Source organism: Pseudarthrobacter sp. C4D7 (assembly GCF_013359725.1).
In the GTDB taxonomy this organism is placed as follows: Bacteria; Actinomycetota; Actinomycetes; order Actinomycetales; family Micrococcaceae; genus Arthrobacter.
The window spans coordinates 1-19061 of record NZ_JABFMW010000001.1; the positions used below are offsets into that span (position 1 = coordinate 1).

Here is a 19061-nt window from a genome sequence, read left to right on the forward strand (position 1 = left end):
GCAGGTCAAACCCTAGTTAGAGACCAGACCCTTACACACTCTATGAAACACCCTCTCTCCTTATTGAACCTGTCAGACCCACAAAGCTCTTTAAGAGCTGCCGACTTGCGTCCACCAGGTCCGCCAGTCCATCCGCGACACCCCAAACGGCGCCACCAAAGCCATTCCCGTGCTGCCATACGGACCCGAACAGTCCCGTGGTTCATCAAACGGCTCCAGGAGAGTTGGCGCAGCAGCCACGACGCTTCGTAACAAACCGCCGTTCACAGCCAATCTTGAGGTTTGCTCCCTATGGTCAGCGCATGAGCCGGCACGGGGGAAGTTACGACGTTCGCTATTCGAAGCGGGATGTACGGCAGCGCAGGCTGCGGTTTATCTCCTACGTGGCACTGGCTGCCTTGGCCGTTGCCACTATCGGGGTGGTCCTGATGGCGGTGGAGCGCTAAGCGCGCCACCGGCACGCAGAGCCAAGAAAGTACCCCTGACCTGCGCTAACACCCATTCTTGAGTCAACCTTGAGGGTAGACCGCAGGGTAAATTGAGTTCGCCCCGCCAAGGTGGAGGCATGCTCTCACGTCTCCGGGCAGGGAGCGTTGTTCTCACCTGCGCCCTGCTTGCCGCCGTCCCATTCCAGCCCGCCACCGCCGCAGCCGCCGCTCCCGCCGCAGCACCCGCGGAACGCGTCGCCGCCACCCACACCAACCCGACCACCGCCAACGCCAGCCTGGGCTCCGTCTCGGCCATGCCCGGCCAGTCCGGGCAGGAGCTCGCGGTCCCGGTGGCCCCCGGCCTGCAGCCCGCCCGCATCACCGGCAGCATCGCCGTCACCGGCCAGCCCACCACCGGCACCATCCGCGTCAGCGCTCAGGGCAGGACCCTCCTCGAAGCACCCGCCAAGGGAACCATCGCACTGGACGCCCCCGTCAGCGCGGCGGACCTCACCGACCACCAGCTGGTCCTGGCCCTCGAATACAACCCCGCCGTCCGGGACGTCTGCACCGCCACCCAGTCCACCGCCACCCTCAGCAGCCTCAGCCTCACCACCCAGGGCACCGAAACCGCGCCCACCACCGTGGCCGAATTCCTGGCCCCCTCCGTACCGGCCATCCTCATCCCCGTCCCGGCCGAACCCGCCACGGACGTCTCCGCCGCCGTCCTCGCCGCGTCCGCCGCCATGGCCCACCGTTACCCTGACGCCGCACTCAAGCTCGTGCCGCCGCAGGACGTGGACGCCCAGGCCGCTGCCCTCCCCGCCGGCTCCCGCATCATCACCCTCAGCAGCACGGACGGCCCCGCCAGCACCACGCTCGGCACCCAGGCCGGCCGCCCCGCCCTCACCATCACCGGCACCGGCGAGGGCCTCCGCACCGCTGCCCGCGCCCTGGCAGACACCAAATCCGCCCTGGCGGACAGCGCCACCGTCACCGGCATGACCGCCACCGTCCCCGCCGCCGCCGGACCCGAACAAACCTTCACGGACCTGGGCGCCCAGTCCATCCGGCTGGCCGGCTACGGAACCCAGGAAACGTACCTGGGCGTCAACCAGTCCCAATTCGGCGGCCCCGTCTCCGCCATCAGCCTCCAGCTCCGCGGCACCCACACCGCCATCCCCACCGGCGGGCAGGCCGCACTCTCCGTCTACTGGAACGACTACCTGCTCAGTTCCCAAACCCTGGACGGCGACACCTTCGACCTCACCGCCGACGTCCCCGCCGGCCACATCCAGTCCCGCAACGGACTCCGCCTGCGCCTCACCGCCCTCCCCGCCGGCGGCGACTGCTCCGGCCCCGCGGGCCTGCTCCCCATGGAACTGACCGTGGACACCACCGGCAGCAAACTCACCGCCCAGCGCGGAGACTCCATCAAGCCCGGCTTCGCCCGCTTCCCCCAGGTCCTGGGCACCACCCTCCCCATCGCGTTCGACGCCGGCGCTACCGCCCAGCAAAACACCATCAACGCCGCCACGCTGGCGTTCTCCCTCCAACGCGACAACGACGCCCTCCTGGACGTCCGCCTCACCACCCCCGCCGCCCTGCTGGACTCCAGCGACTCCGGGCTCCTGGTGGGCGCCACCCCCTCCACCGCCGACCAGGCCGGCGCCCCGCTCCGGCTCGCCGGGTTCCGCACCGTCTCCAGCAAGGACATCGAATACGGCGTAGGCACCACCGCCCCCTACGGCGCCCTGGAAGCCTACGAACACAACGGCCGCAACCTCCTGCTCCTGGGCGGCTGGGCCCCGGACACCGCCGACGCCACGGCGAAGGCAGCAGCCACCCCCGGAACCCTGCAGGCCAGCCTGGCCAGCTACATCCAGCAGCAGCCCGGCGGCTGGAGCTCCCTGTCCCGCAACCTCCTGGTCACCCAGACCACCGGCACCCCCGTGCTGCTGGAGACCAACGCCATCACCCCGCAGGCCGAAGTCACCGACGGCTTCCGGCCGCTGGCACTCTGGCTCGCCGCCGCAGCCGCCGCGCTCATCCTGGCCGCAGGCACCCGGGTGCTGCTCCGCCGCAAGCACCGCCGCACCGCCCGGGCCCACGCCGACGCCCTGGAACAGGCCGCCGCGGACACCGCCCATGGTCAGTGACCTGCAGGCGGCGCCCGCACCCCTGACGGTTGCCCCGGCCGGACCGGCCGCACCGGCGGGGGAGCGGACCCCATGGCTGCGCCGCACCTGGACCGCCCTCGGGGCACCTGCTGCCGGGCGCCGCGTCCCCGGGACGGCCGCCATCGCCGTGGTGGCGGCCGCCGTCGGCTTCCTGGCCTGCCTCTACACCACCGGGCAGGGCAGCAACCTGGATTATTCGGACGCGCAAAGCCACCTCACCATCGCAAGGCGCGTGTTCGACAGTAAAGCGCCCGGGTTCGAACAGCTCGGCACCGTGTGGCTGCCCATGCCGCACCTGCTGCTCATGCCGTTCATCATCAATCTCTGGATGTTCAGCAGCGGCTGGGGCGCCTGCGTGCTGGGCATCATCGCCCTCGCCGCCACCGCCTCCGGGCTGTACCGGATCTGCGCCCGCCTGGGCTACGGGCGCACCGGCCGGCTGGCCGCCGTCCTGGTCCTCCTGGCCAACCCCGCCATCCTCTACACCTACACCACCGCCCTCACCGAACCCGTGCTGCTCATGTGCCTGGTGGCCGGCATGGCAGGGCTGGCGCACTGGGCCACCAGCCGCCGCCGCATGAGCGCCGGCGAGCTGGCCGTGTTCGCCGGGATCCCCTCCGGCGCCGCCGTGCTCTCCCGCTACGAAGGCTGGGCGCTGGTCCTCACCGGCACCTTGTTCGTCCTGGTCACCGAGCTCCGCCGCTCCCGCCAATGGCGGGAGGCTACCAAGATGGCCGCCGCCTACGCCATGGTCCCCGCCGCCGCCGTCCTCTGGTGGCTCTCCTACAACTGGGCCATCTACGGCAACCCGCTGGAATTCATGTTCGGCCAGTACTCCGCCTACGCCCAGCAGAAGAACATCACCGACGGCGGCCTGCTCCCCACCAAGGGCAACCTGGGCCTGACCCTCTGGACGTTCCACTGGTCCCTGCTCGAAACCCTGGGCGTGGTGGTGCTCGCCGCCGCGGCGTGCGGTGCCCTGGTGGTGGTGTACCGGCGCGGGCTGGCCACCAGCACCCTGCTGGTGGCCGTCACAGGCAGCGCCTACGCCTTCGCCCTGGTCAGCCTCTACTTGGGCCAGACCGCCATCAACAACGACCATTCGCTCCCCAGCACCTGGTGGAACAACCGCTTCGCCCTGACCGCGCTGCCCCTGGCCGCGGTGCTGGTGGCAGCGTTCGTGCACCAGGTGACCCGCCGCCGTCGGACCCGTTCCTGGGTTGTGGCGTTCCTCCTGCTCGCCCTGGCGGGGCAAAACGCGTGGTGGCTGCAGGACCCCGCCGGCAGGATGGCCATCCTGGCCGAGGGCCGCATGTCCCACGACTCCAACACCTACTCCTTCGCCGCGGCCCGCTGGCTGAAACAGCATTACGACGGCGGCGGGATCCTCCTGGACGAAAGCGCCCGCGGGAACGCCGTGCTCCCCATGATGGGCATCCCGCTCGCCAACATCTTCAACCGGGCCGCCGGCGACCACTTTGGCCCCGCCCTGCAGGACCCGGCCAAGTACGCCAAATGGGTGCTGGTGAACGTCGAAGGCGAGGACGCGCCCCTGGACTCCGGGTTCACGGACCTGGTGCACCAGGCCATCAGCGCCAGCCCCACGTTCAACGCCCGCTACGCCGTGGTGTTCTCCAGCCCCACGCACCGGATCTACGAAAGGACCGTCAACTGATGGCAGAGCACGCCCCGGTCCTCTCCACCGCCCGCGCCGGTGGTCCCGCCGGTTCCTACGACGACGGCGTGGGCGTGCAGTCCGTGGCGCTGGGCCAGTCCCTGCTCCTGGCCGGGCTGATCACCCCGGAGCAGCTGGACCGCGCCCTGGACCGCGCCAACACCGAAGGCGGCCTGCTGGGCCGGCACATCATCCTGGAAACCGGCCTGAACCGCCGGCACGTCTACCAGGTGCTGGCCGAACAATGGGATGCGCCCCTGGTGGACCTGGTGCATCACCCCTCGGACGACGCCCTGCTGGAGCAGCTGAGCTTCACCGAGGTGTCCGAGCCCGGCTGGCTGCCGTGGCACCTGGAGGACGGCGTCCTCACCGTGGCCACTGCCGTCAAACCCAGCGACGAGATCCGCCGCGCCGCGCTCCGCATTCCCGGGGCCGAACAGGTGGTGTTCCGCACCACCACCGACTGGGACATCAACCACTCCATCCAGCGTGCCTTCCGCAACCACCTGCTCTACGAATCCGCCGAACGCCTGGCCGAGGAACAACCGGATGGCTCCGCCCGCACCGCCCTGAACCTGTGGCAGCGGCTCCTGCCCGCCGTCCTGCTCAGCTGCCTGCTGGGCGGGCTGCTCCTCGATGCGCAGCTGACCGTGATCGTGCTGCTCACCGCCGTGAACGTGGTGTTCCTGGTGAGCATCGGCTTCAAGACCCTGGCCAGCCTCCGCCAGCCGTTCGACGCGCTGCATGACAGGGCCGCCGCCAGGGCACAAGCCCGGGAACTGGAACGGCGCGGCGTGGGCACCGGGGCTTTGGGGGACCCGTCCGGGCTGGCGGGGCGGATCCCGGACGGCGAACTGCCCGTGTACACCATCCTGATCCCGGTGTTCCGCGAGGCCAACATCATCAACAAGCTGCTGGCCAACCTGGGGCAGCTGGACTATCCGCGCTCCAAGCTGGACGTGCTGGTGCTGCTGGAAGAGGACGACACCGAAACCATCGAGGCCGCCAAGCGCTCCCGGCCGCCCGAATACGTGCGGATCCTGGTGGTGCCCCGCGGCGAGCCGCAGACCAAGCCCCGGGCCTGCAACTACGGCCTCACCTTCGCGCGCGGCGAGTACGTGGTGATTTACGACGCCGAGGACCGGCCCGACCCGGGACAGCTCCGCGCGGCCATTGACGCGTTCCGGCAGGACGCCTTCGAACGCCGTTACCTGGCCCCGGGCCGGCGCCCGCTGATCTGCGTGCAGGCCGCCCTGAACTACTTCAACGCGGACCAGAACGTGCTCACCCGGCTCTTCGCCATCGAATACACGCACTGGTTCGACTCCATGCTCCCGGGCCTGGACCGCTCCGGCATCCCGCTGCCGCTGGGCGGCACCTCCAACCACTTCGACACCCGGCTGCTGCGGCTCGTGGGCGCCTGGGACCCGTGGAACGTCACCGAAGACGCGGACCTGGGGCTCCGCGCCGCCGTCGAAGGCTACCGGGTGGGCGTCATCAACTCCACCACCTGGGAGGAAGCCTGCTCGCAGGTGCCGGCCTGGATCAAGCAGCGCACCCGCTGGATCAAGGGATACATGGTCACCGCGGCCGTGAACACCCGCAACACCGTCCGGTACGTCAAGCGCACCGGGGTGGCCGGCGCCGTCGGCTTCCTGGGCCTGATCCTGGGCACCCCGCTGGCGTTCCTGGCCTACCCGCTGGTGCTCGGCTTCACCATCGTCACCTATGTGGGCTACAACTTCGTGGGCCTGGTGCTGCCCGAGTGGCTGCTGCTGGGCGGGGTGGTGTCCATGCTGTTCGGCAACGCCATGATGATCCTGGTGTCCGGCATCGCCACCTGGCGGCGGCATGGCTGGCGGATCGCCATCTTCGCGCTGCTCAACCCGGCGTACTGGGTGCTGCACGCCGTGGCCGCGTGGCGTGCAGCCTGGCAAATGCTCAGCAGTCCCCACAAATGGGAGAAGACACCCCACGGCCTGGACGAGGAATACCACGACGATGGGCGGTGGTCCGCGTGAACGAATACCTTCCCATGCAGAGGCTGCCGGTGCTGGACCCTCGACGCCTTGCGGATCTGGGGGAGGAGCTGGAGAGTCACCCGGGGGCGCTTTCCTTCCTGGGCAGCTACCTGGAGCTGCTGCCGGACCGGCTGGCTTCCGTTTCCGCCGCCGTCCGTGCCGGCGACGAAGCAGCCGCCATGGACCGGGCGCTGAGCCTCAAAGTCACCTCCACCATGGTGGGCGCGCTCCAGCTGGCAGCGGTGGCCGAGGCCTTGGAACCGCTGGTCTGTGCCGGTGACTGGAACGCCCTGGACGGGGTGCTCCAGGACCTGGCACCCGCCGTCGCCGCCGTCCAGAAAGCCGGGACCGCCGTCGTGAACGGCGTCCTGCATCCATGAACCGGGGAGCCGCGAGGCAATCAAATCTGTTGACTGGATTTGTCAAATGCATTTACCCGTGATTGGGTGAATAGGGACGGGGATGGAAAGACTGCTTACCAATGGAGGTTTCTGTGGCTTTTTCGGACTACGCCCTTGCACTGACCTCTTTGCTGGGCACCCTGCTGGTTCCCTTCACCGTCCTGTACCACATGCTGCGGCTCAAGCGCCGCGCACTCCGGATCCCCGTCCGGTCCGCTCCCGCACCCAGAGGTTATCAACGCTGACCATGCCGTATGTCGACATCAACCCCCATAAAGGCCGTCCCCGGTGGGTGGGGTACATCATTCTTGCCGTTCTCCTGGTGCTTACGGCAGCGGTGGTCTCCGCCGCGCTCATTCACCACTGACCTGCACTGCTGATCTGACGGATCCTGGCAGGCCCACCTTCCGGACCCCCTAGACTTACTGATTGAACAAGTGCCGCATAACCGTTTGCCGAGAACGTCCGGGGGGACAGACATGCCACATCCGGCGGAACAGAATGCAGGCGCCCCAGCAGAGGATGCAGGGCAGCCGCAGCTGCGCCGACGCCGCGACCTTCGTCGTGCCGACGGCTCAGTGGACGATGCCTGGACAGGAACCATGCCAGCAGTAACCCCCGAAATGTCCAGTTCCAGCGACGCCGGCAAGCCGGTGACACGCCGGTCCTCCTGGGCGGAAGCGGCGGCCGCCGCCGACGCCAACAAGCCGTCCCGCGCACCGTCGGCGGCAGCCCCCACTGCTCCGGCAGGTGCGGCTTCTCCAGCCCCGGCGGCGCCGGGCCCTATCTCTTCCGTTCCCGCTCCCGCTCCCGCGCCGCCGGCCTCCGCCCCCGGTGAGCCAGCCGCCCAAGCTGTTGCCCCGGCGTCGGACGCTCCCGCCGGGACCCCGGCCTTCCGCCGCAGCCGGCCCACCGTGGCTGACACCATCGCTGACAGCCCCATGCCGGACTTCATCAGCTCACCCGGCCTGTTCGTCAAAGAGCAGAAGCCGCGGCCCAAGGGCGGCATCCGCGGCGCCCTTTACAACATGACCGGCGGCGCCTGGAACCTGGGGCCGGGCCCCAAGCAGCGCCAGGAGGACGAGCTGGCCCGCCGCATCTCGCGCCAGCTCCAGGGCAGCTACAACACGGCGATTCTCAGCCTCAAGGGTGGTATCGGCAAGACCTCCACCACGGTGGGTGTGGGCCTGACCCTGGCCGAATACCGCGGGGATGCGCCCTGCGCCATTGATGCCAACCCGGACTCCGGTGACCTGGTGGAGCGGGCCCTGGGTGAGGGCATCTACCAGCAGTCGTCGCCGCGCACCATCACGGACCTGCTGGAGAACATCGAGTCGATCGACTCGCTCACGGCCCTGGCCCGGTACATGCACCACGCCGGCCGGCTGCACCTGATCGCAGGGGAGCAGGACCCTGAAGTCTCGGACTCGCTGACAGCAGAGGAGTACCTGCGGATCCGCAAGCTCATCTCCAGCTATTACTCCGTGGCGCTGACGGACTGCGGAACGGGTGTAACCCACAATGCGATGAGCGGGATCCTGCAGTCGGCGGACAACTTGGTCATCGCCGCCGGCTACGCCGTGTCCGGCGCCAAACGCGCCCGCAGCACCCTGCACTGGCTGGCCAGCCACGGCTACGAGGACCTGGCCCGCAACGCCATCGTGGTGATCACGGACAAGGACGAGGTCTCCTCCCGCGTGGACAAGGACGCCATCGAAGAGCACCTGGCCGGGATCTGCCGCGAACTCATCGCTGTGCCGCACGACCGGGGCGTTGCCGACGGTGACCTGGTGACCCTGGACGTCCTGAAGCCGGAGACGCGGCGGGCCTACAAGGAGATCGCCGCGGCCATTGTGGACGGGTACCGGTAGGACTAAGCCAGCCCGGCCGCGCAAGTAGCCCAGGGTTCCAAATTCAGGTAGCCGATACCGGGGAAAACACCTCTGGCGGGTCCTACCCTCGCATCATGATGGAACTAATGGACGGTGGACGCCGCCGTCGCCGTTTGCCGAAGAGGGAAACGCTGGAGCTTGTTGGATTCACTGCGTTGTCGGTGAGCGCTGCGGCAGTGTTGCTGCCAGCGATTGGTATCAAAGCCGTGGTGGACGCCTTGCCCTTTGTGAAGACACCCGCCGCTTCGGCTACGCCGGAGGATTTCTACCTCATCAACTAGCGCTGCCAGGGCGGCGAGTTCGGCTGATGTCTCAGCTTATCGATGCCCAGGTAACCCCTCGGCGCGCCGGCCTGATCTCGCAGCGTATGTCCTCTTTCGATGCGCGAGCCTGTTACCGCTGCTCGTAGCGCCTGACGCGGCCCGAATGCGGGTGTCGAAAAGGACTGCCCGCGTCAATGGCGACCGTGCGCGTCGCCAAGAGCTGCCACCTGCCGTCGTCCGTCAAACTCGCACCACACGCAAGGTGCCCGCCCCAAACGAACGGGGGCGGGCACCTTCGGTACAGCGGGGGACTAGACGAGCACGCTCTCGGCCGGTGCCCCCTGCGCCTGCCCAGCGAAGATGCTGGGGTCCAGGTCCGCCACCGACGACTTGCCCACGAAGCCCATGGCGCCCTTGAACTCCTCTTGGAGGATCCCGAACACCCGGTCCACCGCAGGCTCGCCTCCGGTGGCCAGGGCGTACGCGAACGGTCGGCCGGCGAGGGCCGCCTTGGCGCCGAGGGCCACGGCCTTGACGATGTCGTGCCCGCGGCGGATGCCGCCGTCGAGGTAGATCTCCGCCCGGCCGCCCACGGCGTCCACGATGGAGGGCAGGACGTCGATGGTGGCGGGCTGGGAGTCGAACTGCCTGCCGCCGTGGTTGGAGACGAAGATGCCGTCCGCGCCCTCGTCCACGGCCCGGGCCGCGTCCTCGGCGTCCATGATGCCCTTGATCACCAGGTTCCCCTTCCACCCGGAACGGAGCCTGGCGAAGTCCTCCCAGTTGGCGCCCGGGTTCTTGTTGGAGGCCATCCAGTTGTTCATCTCATCCATGCGCAGCGGCCGGCCGTTGATCTGGTAGTTCCCGTACGTCATCTTCCGGCCGGTGAGCCACCGCCACAGCCACGCCGGGCGGGTGGCGGCGTTGAAGTAGTCCGCCACCGGCGGGCGCGGGGGCATGGACAGCCCGTGGTGGAGGTCCCGTTCGCGCTTGCTGGAGGACCCGACGTCGCCCGCCACCACCAGCGTCTCCACGCCCACGGCGCGGGCCCGGTTGATGTAGCTGGCCGTCTCCGCCGGGTCCTTCCAGAACGCGATCTGCGCCCACAGGTTGTCCGGCGCCACCTTGGCCACCTCCTCCAGGGAACAGCCCGCCCAGGCGCTGTGGATGAAGATGGACCCCGCCCGGACCGCGGCGCGGGCCACGGCCGGATCGGACCCCGGGTGGAAAATGGTGAGCATGCCCATGGGCGCTACCATCAGCGGCATGGCCAGGGAATGGCCCAGCACGGTGGTGGAGGTGGTCAGGCCGCGGAGGTCCACCATGGAACGCTGGCGGAGCATCAGGGCATCAAACCGGTCCTCGTTGGCGCGCATGGTGGTCTCATCCAGCGCGCCGCCCTCCAGATAATCCGAAATCATCCTGGGCAGCTGCCTCCGGGACGCCCGGCGGTAGTCATCAATGCTGACAATCCATTTGTTTCTCAACGGTCCTGCTCCCACGTGTTGGTCTAAATTACTTTCGCCAGAAATTGTTTGGTGCGTTCATGCCGCGGTTCCCGCAGGACCGTCCGGGGGTCTCCCTGCTCCACGATGCCGCCGCCGTCCATGAAGATCAGGTGGTCTCCCACTTCCCGGGCGAAGCCGATCTCATGGGTCACCACGATCATGGTCATGCCGCCGTCCGCCAGCTTGCGCATCACGTCCAGCACCTCGCCCACCAGCTCCGGATCCAGCGCGGAGGTGGGCTCGTCAAAGAGCATGAGCCGCGGCTCCATGGCCAGTGCCCTGGCGATGGCCACGCGCTGCTGCTGGCCGCCGGACAGGGACGCCGGGTACGCGTGGACCTTCTCGGAGAGCCCCACCCGCTCCAGCAGGATCCGTGCCCGGTCCTGCACAGCCTTCCGGTTCTCCTTCTTCACCCGGACCGGCGCCTCGCAGATGTTCTCCAGCACCGTCATGTGCGGGAACAGGTTGAAGCTCTGGAAGACCATGCCGATGTTCTCGCGCATCCTCGCCGCCTCGGCGTTGTTCTGCGCGTGCAGCCGGCCTTTCCTGACCTTCACGCCAACCGGCTGTCCCTCCACAAGGATGTACCCGCCGTCGAGCGTTTCCAGCTGGTTGATGCAGCGAAGGAACGTCGACTTGCCGGACCCGGACGGCCCGATGATGCAGGTGACGCTGCCCTTGGGGACGGTGAGGTCGATGCCTTTGAGGACTTCAAGGTCCCCGAAGCTCTTGGTGACGCCCTGGGCCTCGATCATCACGTTGCTCATGGCTGGACCTCCTTTGGGGTGATGCCGGGGCTTGCCGGTTTGGCCTTGCGCGGGCGCCTGATGCCGCGGCCCGGCGTGATCCCGCCGCGGTTGAAGTGCCGTTCGATGAAGTACTGCCCCAGGCTCAGGATGCTGGTGACCAGCAGGTACCACATGCTGGCGGCGATGAGCAGCGGGATGGTCTTGAAGTTGGCGCTGTACACGAGCTGCGCTGAGTACAGCAGTTCCGGGAAGGCCAGGACGCTGACCAGGGAGGTGGTCTTCAGCATGGAAATGGTCTGGTTGCCGGTGGGCGGGATGATGATCTTCATCGCCTGCGGCAGCACAACCCGGGACAGGATGGCGAACCGCCGCATGCCCAGGGCCGTGGCCGCCTCCGTCTGCCCGCGGTTAACGCTCAGCAGCCCGGCCCTGACGATCTCCGACATGTAGGCGCCTTCATTCAGGCCCAGGCCCAGGATTGCCGCCATGAACGGGGTAATCAGCACGTTGGCGTCCACCGAGAAGAACTCCGGCCCGAACGGCACTCCCACGGCAATCCGCGGGTAGATGGCGGCGATGAAGCCCCAGAACAGGAGCTGGACGAACACCGGAACCCCGCGGAAGAGCCACACCAGGAACGCGGCGGTCCCGGCCACGATGGCGTTCGGCGCCAGCCGGGCCAACGCCAGCAGGACGCCGACGACGATTCCCACGGCCATGGAGATGGCCGTCAGTCCCAGCGTGCGCAGGAGGCCCGTGAACAGCCGCTCCGAGGTGAACCAGCCGAAGACGATGTTCCACTCGAACCGCGGGTTGGTGACCAGGGAGTAGCCCACCAGGAAGATCGCTGCCAGGACGATCGCGGCAGTGAGCCACAGCCCGCCGTGGCGCTGGTGCGGACGGCCCATCAGGAGCTGCCGGTCCAGTGTTTCGCCGGCCGGTGCTTTGGCGTTTGGTTCCGTGGCGGTGTTGGCCATGGGGCTACTGCGCTTTGTTGAAGGCGAAGTCAGAGATGGCACCGCTGCCTACACCCCACTTGTCCAGGATTTCCTTGTACTTGCCGCTCTTGGCCAGGGACTGCATGCCCAGCTCGATGGCTTTCTCCATGCCCGCGCCCTTCTTGAAGCCGATGCTGACGGGGGAGACGTCCTTCTCGCCGAGCAGTTCAATCTGGCCGCCCTGCTTGATGGCGTAGCCCAGGGTGGGTCCGTCGATGTAGACGGCGTCAATGCGGCCGGCGGTCAGGGCCAGGTTGGGGGCCTGCATGTCCGGATAGGTCATGGCTTCAATGGCCGAATTGCCGGCGTCCGTGCACGCCTTGGAAAGGGCCGGGAGCCGCTTGAGGTCCTGGAAGGAGCCCTTCAGCACGCCCACGCGCTTCCCGCAGAGGGTGTCGATGGTGAGCTTCTGCGGGTTGCCGGGGGCCACGCCGATGCCGCTGCCGGACTGGTAGTAGTCCACGAAGTCGAGCACCTTCATGCGTTCGGTGGAGGGGGACATCTGGGAGATGGCCATGTCGAACTTGCCAGCGGAAATGCCGGGGATGATGCCGTCGAACGGGCCGCTTTTGACCTCCGTCTTCAGGCCGAGGGTCTGCCCCAGGGCCATGGCGATCTCCGGGTCCACGCCGATGGTGGTGGTTCCGTCCGGGGCCATGAAGTGCAGGGGAGGGGAGCTCTGGCTCATGGTCACAGTGAGCGTTCCCTTGTCCTTGACCTCCTTGGGGAGGGCTGCCGCGGCGGCTTCGTCGACCTTGACGGCTTCCGCGGAGGTTGAGGGCTTGGGGGCTTCTGACTGGGGGGTGGAGCTCATCTCGGGATTGGAGCATCCGGAGAGAAGTGCGCCTGCCATGGACATTGCGGCGACGGTCACCAACATCGATCGAAACTGAATCATCTATACGCCTTCGAAAGTGGGGGGTGGTGGGGCTTCCAACCTGGTGGACAGCATCCGTTGTGGTGTAGATCACTTTGCTGTCCGGTATCATGTACCGTACATCATGCACGATTTTCTGCAAACACCCTTTCCGGCCTGAATCGTTTGTGACGGGACGCTTCCGGAGCAGGTGCTGGTGCCGCCTCCGCTGACAAAAATTCACATAGGATTCCGAAATGAACGCCGCTTCGCCCGAAGAAGAAGTCCTGATCCCCGGCCGGCCCATGCTGGTGGACCAGGTGTTCGAGGCCATCCTGTCCCTGCTGCTGGATGACAAGATCTCCACCGGCTCCCCGCTGAGCATTGACGGGCTGGCCAAGCGGTTCAAGGTCTCTTCCACTCCGGTCCGGGAGGCCCTGGCGCGGCTGGAGACCACCGGGATGGTGCGGCGGGAAGCGCTGCGCGGCTACAAGGTGGCGCCGGAGCCCACCGCGGAAGACGTCGCGGCCCTGCTGACCTCGCGGCAGATCCTGGAACCTGCGTGCACCAGCCTGGCCTGCACCAACTCCAGCGAAGAACTGGTGGCGGACCTGGAACGCTTCCACCGCGACCTTGAGGCCTCCCGCCACGGCGGGGACACCTTCGCCGGCTACCGCACCTACTGGCAGGCGGACGAGAACTTCCACCGGCGCATCGTGGAGGCCACCGGCAACGAGTTCCTGCTCCGGGCCTACGGCTCCATCGAAGGGCACATCCAGCGGTTCCGGCTGATGGTGCACAACGACATGAGCGGGGACCACACCGTGCAGGAGCACCAGGCCATCATCGACGCCTTCAAGGCTGGGGACTGCGCCGCCGCCACCGCCGCGATGACCAGCCACATCGAGGGCATCAGGTCCCGCTCGCTGAGCCTGGACAAGTTCGGCCACCAGGGCTGAACCCGGGATTTAGCCCATCAATTTGAATTCGAGTACACACTACTCGTGTGCCCTCCCGCGCCCGCGGCATAGCGTCGGAGTTGGTTCACTAAGGGACTGACACATGCAAGGGGGAGCATAAAAATGGGTGGAAAGCCGTGGGCACCAGGTGCCCGGAATCAAGGACAGTACGACGGCGGCGCGTGCTGCCCGCCGCTGGGCCGCGGAGACATTGCCGGTTGGCGGTCCTGGAGGCATCTGTGATCCAGGGGGACGGCCACGAGTTGCCCCTGCTGGATAGTTCCGTGCTGGCACGGCTGCGCGATGAAACCGATGACGACGACGGGATCTGGCGTCTCTTCGTGCGGAACTTCATTGATCAGATGCCGCCCCGGATCGAGAAGCTGCGCAGCACGCTGACCAGCGGCGACGCCAAGAGCGCGATGACCGCCGTCCTGAGCCTGCGGACATCGGCGCAGATGGTGGGCGCCGAGCTGCTGGCCGGCCTGGCCCTGGAGCTGGAACGTGCGGTGCGCAAAGCCGCCGCCGGGCCCGATCCGGCCGGCGTGCTGCCGCACCTTGCCGCACAGCATCTGCGCAGGATCCTGCATTCCGGGCAGCGGACCAAGGACCATCTGGAGGCGGCCATAGCGTAGCGTTTCCGGCGTCTGGGGGACGGACTATTCGGCAGCCTCTGCCGCCCCGCCGGCAGGTATCCGTGCGGGGAAATTCAGGTATCGCTTACTGGTCACATGCGGCCATGGCGCGCTTAGCCTGCATCCATGTTTAAAAGTGTGATCAGCATCTTTCGGCCTGCACCGAAATGCAGGTACTGCGGCCAGGTGCTGCCCCAGACGCCCGACGCGATGTTTTGCTCCCGTGACTGCTATGACCATTACCAATACCTGGAAAACGCCGCCGGCCCGGACCGCTAGTGTTGGTGCGCCCGCCACTTCACAATGCGAATGTCTTGAGCGAACGTTGAGCTTGCTTTCCTAATGTATGGCCATGGGTAAATATGGGGGAACGTACGATGTCCGCTATTCGCGCCGGGAACTGCGGCGGCGCCGCCTGCGGACGCTGTCCTACATTGGTTTGGTCCTACTGGCCGTTGCCACCGTTGCGGTGGTCCTGATGGCCATGGCGCGCTGACCCGGAGCGGCGATTATGCTCGAAACATGGCGATTCAAGATTCTGTGAAGCCCGGTACCGCCCGGAACCAGGGGCTCTGGCAGCGGCGGACCTGGCTGCTGGTTGTTGTAGCGGGATTCATCGTCTACATCCTCGGCTTTGTCATTGGGCTGCAGCCGTCAGGACCCCTCTGCGGCAGCCCCTTGCTGCGGGACAGCCATGCGGCGGAACTGATGGAACTGCAGCAGGCCGGCATCGGAGCGGCGGCCGCGTGCTACCGCAGCATTGACTCCGAATCGGTCCCGGTGTGGACCCTCATGGCTGTGGGCGTCGCAGTGGTAATGGCAGGGGTGGCCGCACGGATCATCAGCATCCGGCGCGCGCAGGGATCCGCCGGCGTCGAATAATTCCGGGACGTCCGTACCAGCTGTGACTTGGAGAGTAAGTCCTAGGATCCCGCAGGGCGGCAGCTGGTCCCGTTCCCATATTCCAGCCAGTCAGGCAGCGCAGCAATGAACGCGTTGCGGATGGCGGGGGTGTTGGTGGTGGTCCAGTCGATCCGGCCGTTGATCTCAACCTCGTTCTTGTCCCACTCGAACCAGTTGATCATTTTCAGGTTGGGGAACTGGGCGTGGGTCTGGGCGCCGAACACCTGTTCCCACCACGTCCGCTTAATGTCCGCTTCCGCGGCGCCGCCGGCCGTGGGGTTGTAGAGGGCGGCCGTCTCGGGGATGGCGACCGGTTTGTTGTGCTCTGTGCCGTACACGCCATAGAAGTCGGGCAGGAGGCTGTCATCGCCGTTGGCCCCGACATAGTTGCCGGTGAGTTGGTCGGCGAACTTGTTGGCCTCGGGGACCTCGTTTTCGCCCCACGGGTACGTGGCGCCCCAGTGGTACAGGGACATGCCCACCCAGTCCACCACGGCGTCCCCCGGGTAATACGGGGCGTACGGATCGTCCGCCATGGTGAGGGCGCCGTCGTGATCCGTGTCCAGGGCCGCGAAACCGGCGCTGCCCGCCTTGGCCTCGAACTGTCCACCGGCGAACGGGTACCCGCCGGCGTAGTTGGGCGCCCACATCATCGCCGAGCCCGGCGCACCCGTGTGGACAGCGTCGGCGACCTGCTTGAACATGGCCTTGTATTCGACCGGCTGCTGGGACCAGGGGTACCAGGACCCGTTCATCTCGTGGGCCAGGCGGACGATCACCGGGACACCCTGGCCGTTGATCGACGCCAGATCCTTCACCAGGGCGTCGATGACGTCCGGGGTGACGGCGGCCAGGCCCTGCTTGGGTTCCAGGGTCAGGAGCATCATGTGCCCGTCAGCCCGGATCTGGGCGGCGGCCTGCATCAGGTGCGTCCGTTCCTGGGCTGTGTACGGGAAGTCGGCGAAGGACACGCTGACCGCCGGTTTGTGGCCAAGGTCCGACGCGTACTGGGCCAGCGGCTTGGCGTCCAGATTGAGATTCACCCCGAACAACGCGCCCGACGGCGGGACCAGGCTGCTCCGGTCCACCACCTCGCAGGCCGGGGTTGCGGCGTGGCTTTGGCTGTTCGCTTGTTCCTGGGCTTTACGGTCCCGGTCCGCCAGGCCACCGGCGATGCTGGCAGCACCCAGTCCTGCCGCCAGCACGGCAACACCCACCGGCAGCGCCCAGTCCTTCAGCCGGCCCAGAACAAGGTCGCGGCGCGTGGCGACGTTCGTTGAGGATACTCGGTCGGGCAAGGCGGAAACCCCCTGTTGGCCTGCGGCTTTTCCCCGATCATATGTCCCGGTCCATGGCCGCCGTTCCCACCACGCCCGCGGCCAACGCGCAGACCGGTGGGTTGGCTTCCTTCCTGGACGTATTTCATTCTCAATAGAGGGCGAAAATTTATCCGACTAATCAACGCAGAAGGCGTGAAAAAAAATTCCTTTTCGAGGGGAGTTCCCAGCTAATTCCCAGTAACTGAAATGCGGACCCCGGTTGCCCGCGCCGCCGACTGCCGTGGACGCCAGGCCGACATGCTTCCCGTCCGCCCCGTCATATATTTCCCCCAAGTAGTAACCCTGCTTACCATTGTGGTAACTGCTTCCTGACCTGCTGGTTTGCTGGTGCGGCGGGTCCCGGACAGGTAGTGCCCTCTCGGAAAACAGGTAGTCGCTACCGGGGACGTTCCGGGCAAGCGGCCCTTATTCTGCAATTCGATGGAGATCCCTGGCGTGCACCGAACAGGGACTGCGATGGCTGCGGAATGACGAATTGGGTGAGTTGCATAACTTTATACCGATCCACCCCAGGAACGGCTCCGAATACCTACTACCGTATAAAGAGGCCAAAAACGCTTGGCCGCGGGCACATTGGATTTGGAATTTGTGGTTTGCGGTAAAAGCCGGGTTTGGCCAAGGATTTGATCGGGGGCAGTGTTGGAGCGCGGGACGGTAGTGGTTGTCGAGGATGACCCGGACATCAGTGTGGTGGTGTCCGGGATCCTGCGGGAGGCAGGATTCGGCATCCACGCCTTTGACCAGGGGCAGGCCGGTGTTGACGCCGTCAACAGGCACATGCCCGAGGTAGTGGTGGTCGACCTGGGGCTGCCGGATATTGACGGGTTCGAAGTGACCCGGCGCATCCGGACCTTCAGCAACGCCTACGTGCTGATCCTGACGGCCAGCAGCCAGGAACTGGACACCATTCTGGCGCTGGAGGCCGGTGCCGATGACTACCTCACCAAGCCTTTCCGCGCCCGCGAGCTGCGGTACCGGGTGGAGGCACTGCTGCGCCGCCCCCGGCTCCGGACGGACACGCCCCACCTCACGGCGTCGTCCCTCATGCTGACCGCAGCACCGGAACAGGCGCCGGCCGCCGAAACCCCGGACGCGCCGGAATCGCTGGCCCACAACGGCCTGCGCCTGAATGTCTCCACCCGGACGGTGAGCGTTGACGGGGCCGAAGTCCGCGGACTGACAGCCTCCGAATTTGAGCTGCTGCACACCATCCTGGTCAACGGACGGGTTGTCCAGAGCAAGGAGGACCTGGCCCAGTCCATGCGCGGTGGCGTGGAGGACCTGGACCGCGCACCGGATGAACAGGTGATCCAGGTGCACATCGCCAACCTCCGGCGGAAACTCGGCGACAGCGCCGCCAAACCCCGCTGGATCGAGACCGTGCATGGGTTCGGCTACCGGCTCGCGGCACCCCTGGAACCGGAGAACTAAATAACGTTCCCAACGGGCTGCTGGGACTCTGCCTATAGGGCTAGCCTGTGAGTGAGCCGGCAAGTCCATTCGCCTTTCCAACAAATACCTGTGCGGCAGGAGACTGTTCTTCTTCTCGTGGTGGGCCAGAGTGGCAACAGGAGAGCTTTTCCGACGGGGTTTGCGGAGGCTGCTGGAGGTGAACGGGTTCAGCATTGCCGATCTCTCGTGGCGCTGATGGAACCATTCGGTGTGTGCTGATGACGGGTGAAACTGACGAAGCGGTGCCCCTGTGACCGAAAGGGAGCCGGGCGGGGCATAGTTGGAGTATGGCAACCTACGATTCCCGGAGTTTTTACACGCGCGGTGATTCCTTCAGTGTTGGAGCTTCGCGGGAACACGTGGAACGCTCGCTTCTTGACTTCGGGGCAACCGATGTTCTCTTCAGCCAACGTGGCCACCTCAACGCCATCTCGTTCAGAGCCAGTGGAAGGCAATTTCGGATCGTCCTCTCTTTGCCGCAGACCGAGCGAAGCCCCGCTGTTCCGGGTGGAGTGTCCGATGTCCCCGGCGTGGAGGTTAGCGCAAAAGTGCTCGAACTCGATGCCCGGAGGTTCTGGCACGCCTTCGCCCTGTCGACCGACGCTAAACTCGCAGCGGCGGCAGCCGGTGTTGCAACACTCGAATCCGAATTTCTGGCCCATGTGGTGCTCCCCGGGAACCATACGGTGATGGACGAACTCGAACCCGTCATAGCCTCTGCCTACAGGTCCGGGCAGCGTCCCTCCATCAGTGCTGCTGCTGGACCACGAACCGATTGAAAAATGGGCAATGGCCCGGCCA

General features: G+C 66.6%; 19 protein-coding genes and 1 pseudogene. 15 read left to right on the forward strand and 5 right to left on the reverse strand.

Annotated features, from left to right (window positions below):
- Window positions 1-97 precede the first annotated feature (97 nt).
- The 9 genes and pseudogenes from HNO81_RS20040 to HNO81_RS00040 form a co-directional block, all read left to right on the forward strand.
- Window positions 98-252 (forward strand): annotated as a pseudogene (locus tag HNO81_RS20040) (MBL fold metallo-hydrolase); the annotation flags it as partial.
- A gap of 50 nt (window positions 253-302) precedes the next feature.
- Window positions 303-446 carry a hypothetical protein gene (locus tag HNO81_RS00005; RefSeq protein WP_175316129.1) on the forward strand — a complete coding sequence of 48 codons (144 nt, stop codon included), beginning with the start codon at window positions 303-305 and terminating at the stop codon, window positions 444-446.
- A gap of 119 nt (window positions 447-565) precedes the next feature.
- Complete coding sequence (locus tag HNO81_RS00010; RefSeq protein ID WP_175316130.1) at window positions 566-2587, forward strand: cellulose biosynthesis cyclic di-GMP-binding regulatory protein BcsB; 2022 nt, start codon at window positions 566-568, stop codon at window positions 2585-2587.
- Entirely contained in the window at window positions 2577-4283 is a 1707-nt protein-coding gene (locus tag HNO81_RS00015; protein ID WP_175316131.1) for a glycosyltransferase family 39 protein, read from the forward strand. Before HNO81_RS00010 ends, HNO81_RS00015 begins: the two co-directional genes overlap by 11 nt.
- Window positions 4283-6304, forward strand: coding sequence for a glycosyltransferase (locus tag HNO81_RS00020; protein ID WP_175316132.1), 2022 nt, complete (start codon window positions 4283-4285; stop codon window positions 6302-6304). The genes HNO81_RS00015 and HNO81_RS00020 overlap by 1 nt, the downstream gene beginning before the upstream one ends.
- Window positions 6301-6684 (forward strand): Hpt domain-containing protein, encoded by a 384-nt coding sequence (locus tag HNO81_RS00025; protein ID WP_371818121.1) that lies wholly within the window; start codon window positions 6301-6303, stop codon window positions 6682-6684. Before HNO81_RS00020 ends, HNO81_RS00025 begins: the two co-directional genes overlap by 4 nt.
- A gap of 113 nt (window positions 6685-6797) precedes the next feature.
- Window positions 6798-6950, forward strand: coding sequence for a hypothetical protein (locus HNO81_RS00030; protein ID WP_175316134.1), 153 nt, complete (start codon window positions 6798-6800; stop codon window positions 6948-6950).
- A 357-nt stretch (window positions 6951-7307) separates the two neighbouring features.
- Window positions 7308-8576 carry a MinD/ParA family protein gene (locus HNO81_RS00035; protein WP_254703231.1) on the forward strand — a complete coding sequence of 423 codons (1269 nt, stop codon included), beginning with the start codon at window positions 7308-7310 and terminating at the stop codon, window positions 8574-8576.
- A 95-nt stretch (window positions 8577-8671) separates the two neighbouring features.
- A complete protein-coding gene (locus HNO81_RS00040) occupies window positions 8672-8878 on the forward strand; it encodes a hypothetical protein (protein WP_254703232.1) in 207 nt (68 codons plus the stop codon).
- A gap of 293 nt (window positions 8879-9171) precedes the next feature.
- Here HNO81_RS00040 and HNO81_RS00045 read toward each other — a convergent pair whose 3' ends face one another.
- The 4 genes from HNO81_RS00045 to HNO81_RS00060 are packed head-to-tail and all read right to left on the reverse strand — an operon-like array spanning window position 9172 to window position 12929.
- Window positions 9172-10362: an alpha-hydroxy acid oxidase gene (locus HNO81_RS00045; RefSeq protein WP_371818123.1), complete on the reverse strand. Its 1191-nt coding sequence runs from the start codon at window positions 10360-10362 to the stop codon at window positions 9172-9174.
- Window positions 10363-10370: 8 nt separating this feature from the next.
- The gene (locus HNO81_RS00050; RefSeq protein ID WP_305791412.1) at window positions 10371-11135 is read right to left on the reverse strand and encodes an amino acid ABC transporter ATP-binding protein; all 765 of its coding nucleotides are present in this window, start codon (window positions 11133-11135) and stop codon (window positions 10371-10373) included.
- Window positions 11132-12094 (reverse strand): amino acid ABC transporter permease, encoded by a 963-nt coding sequence (locus HNO81_RS00055; RefSeq protein ID WP_175316137.1) that lies wholly within the window; start codon window positions 12092-12094, stop codon window positions 11132-11134. The genes HNO81_RS00050 and HNO81_RS00055 overlap by 4 nt, the downstream gene beginning before the upstream one ends.
- A 4-nt stretch (window positions 12095-12098) precedes the next feature.
- Complete coding sequence (locus HNO81_RS00060) at window positions 12099-12929, reverse strand: ABC transporter substrate-binding protein (protein ID WP_175316138.1); 831 nt, start codon at window positions 12927-12929, stop codon at window positions 12099-12101.
- 299 nt (window positions 12930-13228) lie between these two features.
- Here HNO81_RS00060 and HNO81_RS00065 point away from each other — a divergent pair, with 299 nt between their 5' ends.
- From HNO81_RS00065 to HNO81_RS00080, 4 genes are all read left to right on the forward strand, one after another.
- Complete coding sequence (locus HNO81_RS00065) at window positions 13229-13930, forward strand: GntR family transcriptional regulator (protein ID WP_175316139.1); 702 nt, start codon at window positions 13229-13231, stop codon at window positions 13928-13930.
- 239 nt (window positions 13931-14169) lie between these two features.
- On the forward strand, window positions 14170-14565 hold the full coding sequence (locus HNO81_RS00070; protein WP_175316140.1) for an Hpt domain-containing protein: 396 nt from the start codon (window positions 14170-14172) through the stop codon (window positions 14563-14565).
- Between the two features lie 352 nt (window positions 14566-14917).
- On the forward strand, window positions 14918-15061 hold the full coding sequence (locus tag HNO81_RS00075) for a hypothetical protein (RefSeq protein ID WP_175316141.1): 144 nt from the start codon (window positions 14918-14920) through the stop codon (window positions 15059-15061).
- A 26-nt stretch (window positions 15062-15087) separates the two neighbouring features.
- Complete coding sequence (locus HNO81_RS00080) at window positions 15088-15447, forward strand: hypothetical protein (protein WP_175316142.1); 360 nt, start codon at window positions 15088-15090, stop codon at window positions 15445-15447.
- A gap of 41 nt (window positions 15448-15488) precedes the next feature.
- On the opposite strand, the gene HNO81_RS00085 is transcribed toward HNO81_RS00080, so the two are convergent.
- Window positions 15489-16766: a glycoside hydrolase family 26 protein gene (locus HNO81_RS00085; protein ID WP_254703233.1), complete on the reverse strand. Its 1278-nt coding sequence runs from the start codon at window positions 16764-16766 to the stop codon at window positions 15489-15491.
- A gap of 678 nt (window positions 16767-17444) precedes the next feature.
- Here HNO81_RS00085 and HNO81_RS00090 point away from each other — a divergent pair.
- Window positions 17445-18239: a response regulator transcription factor gene (locus tag HNO81_RS00090; RefSeq protein WP_371818126.1), complete on the forward strand. Its 795-nt coding sequence runs from the start codon at window positions 17445-17447 to the stop codon at window positions 18237-18239.
- A gap of 308 nt (window positions 18240-18547) precedes the next feature.
- Window positions 18548-19039, forward strand: coding sequence for a hypothetical protein (locus tag HNO81_RS00095; RefSeq protein WP_175316143.1), 492 nt, complete (start codon window positions 18548-18550; stop codon window positions 19037-19039).
- The last annotated feature ends 22 nt before the right edge of the window (window positions 19040-19061 follow it).

Excerpts from the sequence above, each read along its gene's own strand:
- HNO81_RS00005 (WP_175316129.1), top strand. The coding sequence starts at position 303 with ATGAGCCGGCACGGGGGAAGTTACGACGTTCGCTATTCGAAGCGGGAT.
- HNO81_RS00065 (WP_175316139.1), top strand. The coding sequence starts at position 13,229 with ATGAACGCCGCTTCGCCCGAAGAAGAAGTCCTGATCCCCGGCCGGCCC.
- HNO81_RS00040 (WP_254703232.1), top strand. The coding sequence starts at position 8,672 with ATGATGGAACTAATGGACGGTGGACGCCGCCGTCGCCGTTTGCCGAAG.
- HNO81_RS00055 (WP_175316137.1), bottom strand. The coding sequence starts at position 12,094 with ATGGCCAACACCGCCACGGAACCAAACGCCAAAGCACCGGCCGGCGAA.
- HNO81_RS00010 (WP_175316130.1), top strand. The coding sequence starts at position 566 with ATGCTCTCACGTCTCCGGGCAGGGAGCGTTGTTCTCACCTGCGCCCTG.
- HNO81_RS00080 (WP_175316142.1), top strand. The coding sequence starts at position 15,088 with ATGGCGATTCAAGATTCTGTGAAGCCCGGTACCGCCCGGAACCAGGGG.
- HNO81_RS00020 (WP_175316132.1), top strand. The coding sequence starts at position 4,283 with ATGGCAGAGCACGCCCCGGTCCTCTCCACCGCCCGCGCCGGTGGTCCC.
- HNO81_RS00075 (WP_175316141.1), top strand. The coding sequence starts at position 14,918 with ATGGGTAAATATGGGGGAACGTACGATGTCCGCTATTCGCGCCGGGAA.
- HNO81_RS00050 (WP_305791412.1), bottom strand. The coding sequence starts at position 11,135 with ATGAGCAACGTGATGATCGAGGCCCAGGGCGTCACCAAGAGCTTCGGG.
- HNO81_RS00015 (WP_175316131.1), top strand. The coding sequence starts at position 2,577 with ATGGTCAGTGACCTGCAGGCGGCGCCCGCACCCCTGACGGTTGCCCCG.
- HNO81_RS00060 (WP_175316138.1), bottom strand. The coding sequence starts at position 12,929 with ATGAGCTCCACCCCCCAGTCAGAAGCCCCCAAGCCCTCAACCTCCGCG.
- HNO81_RS00035 (WP_254703231.1), top strand. The coding sequence starts at position 7,308 with ATGCCAGCAGTAACCCCCGAAATGTCCAGTTCCAGCGACGCCGGCAAG.
- HNO81_RS00095 (WP_175316143.1), top strand. The coding sequence starts at position 18,548 with ATGGCAACCTACGATTCCCGGAGTTTTTACACGCGCGGTGATTCCTTC.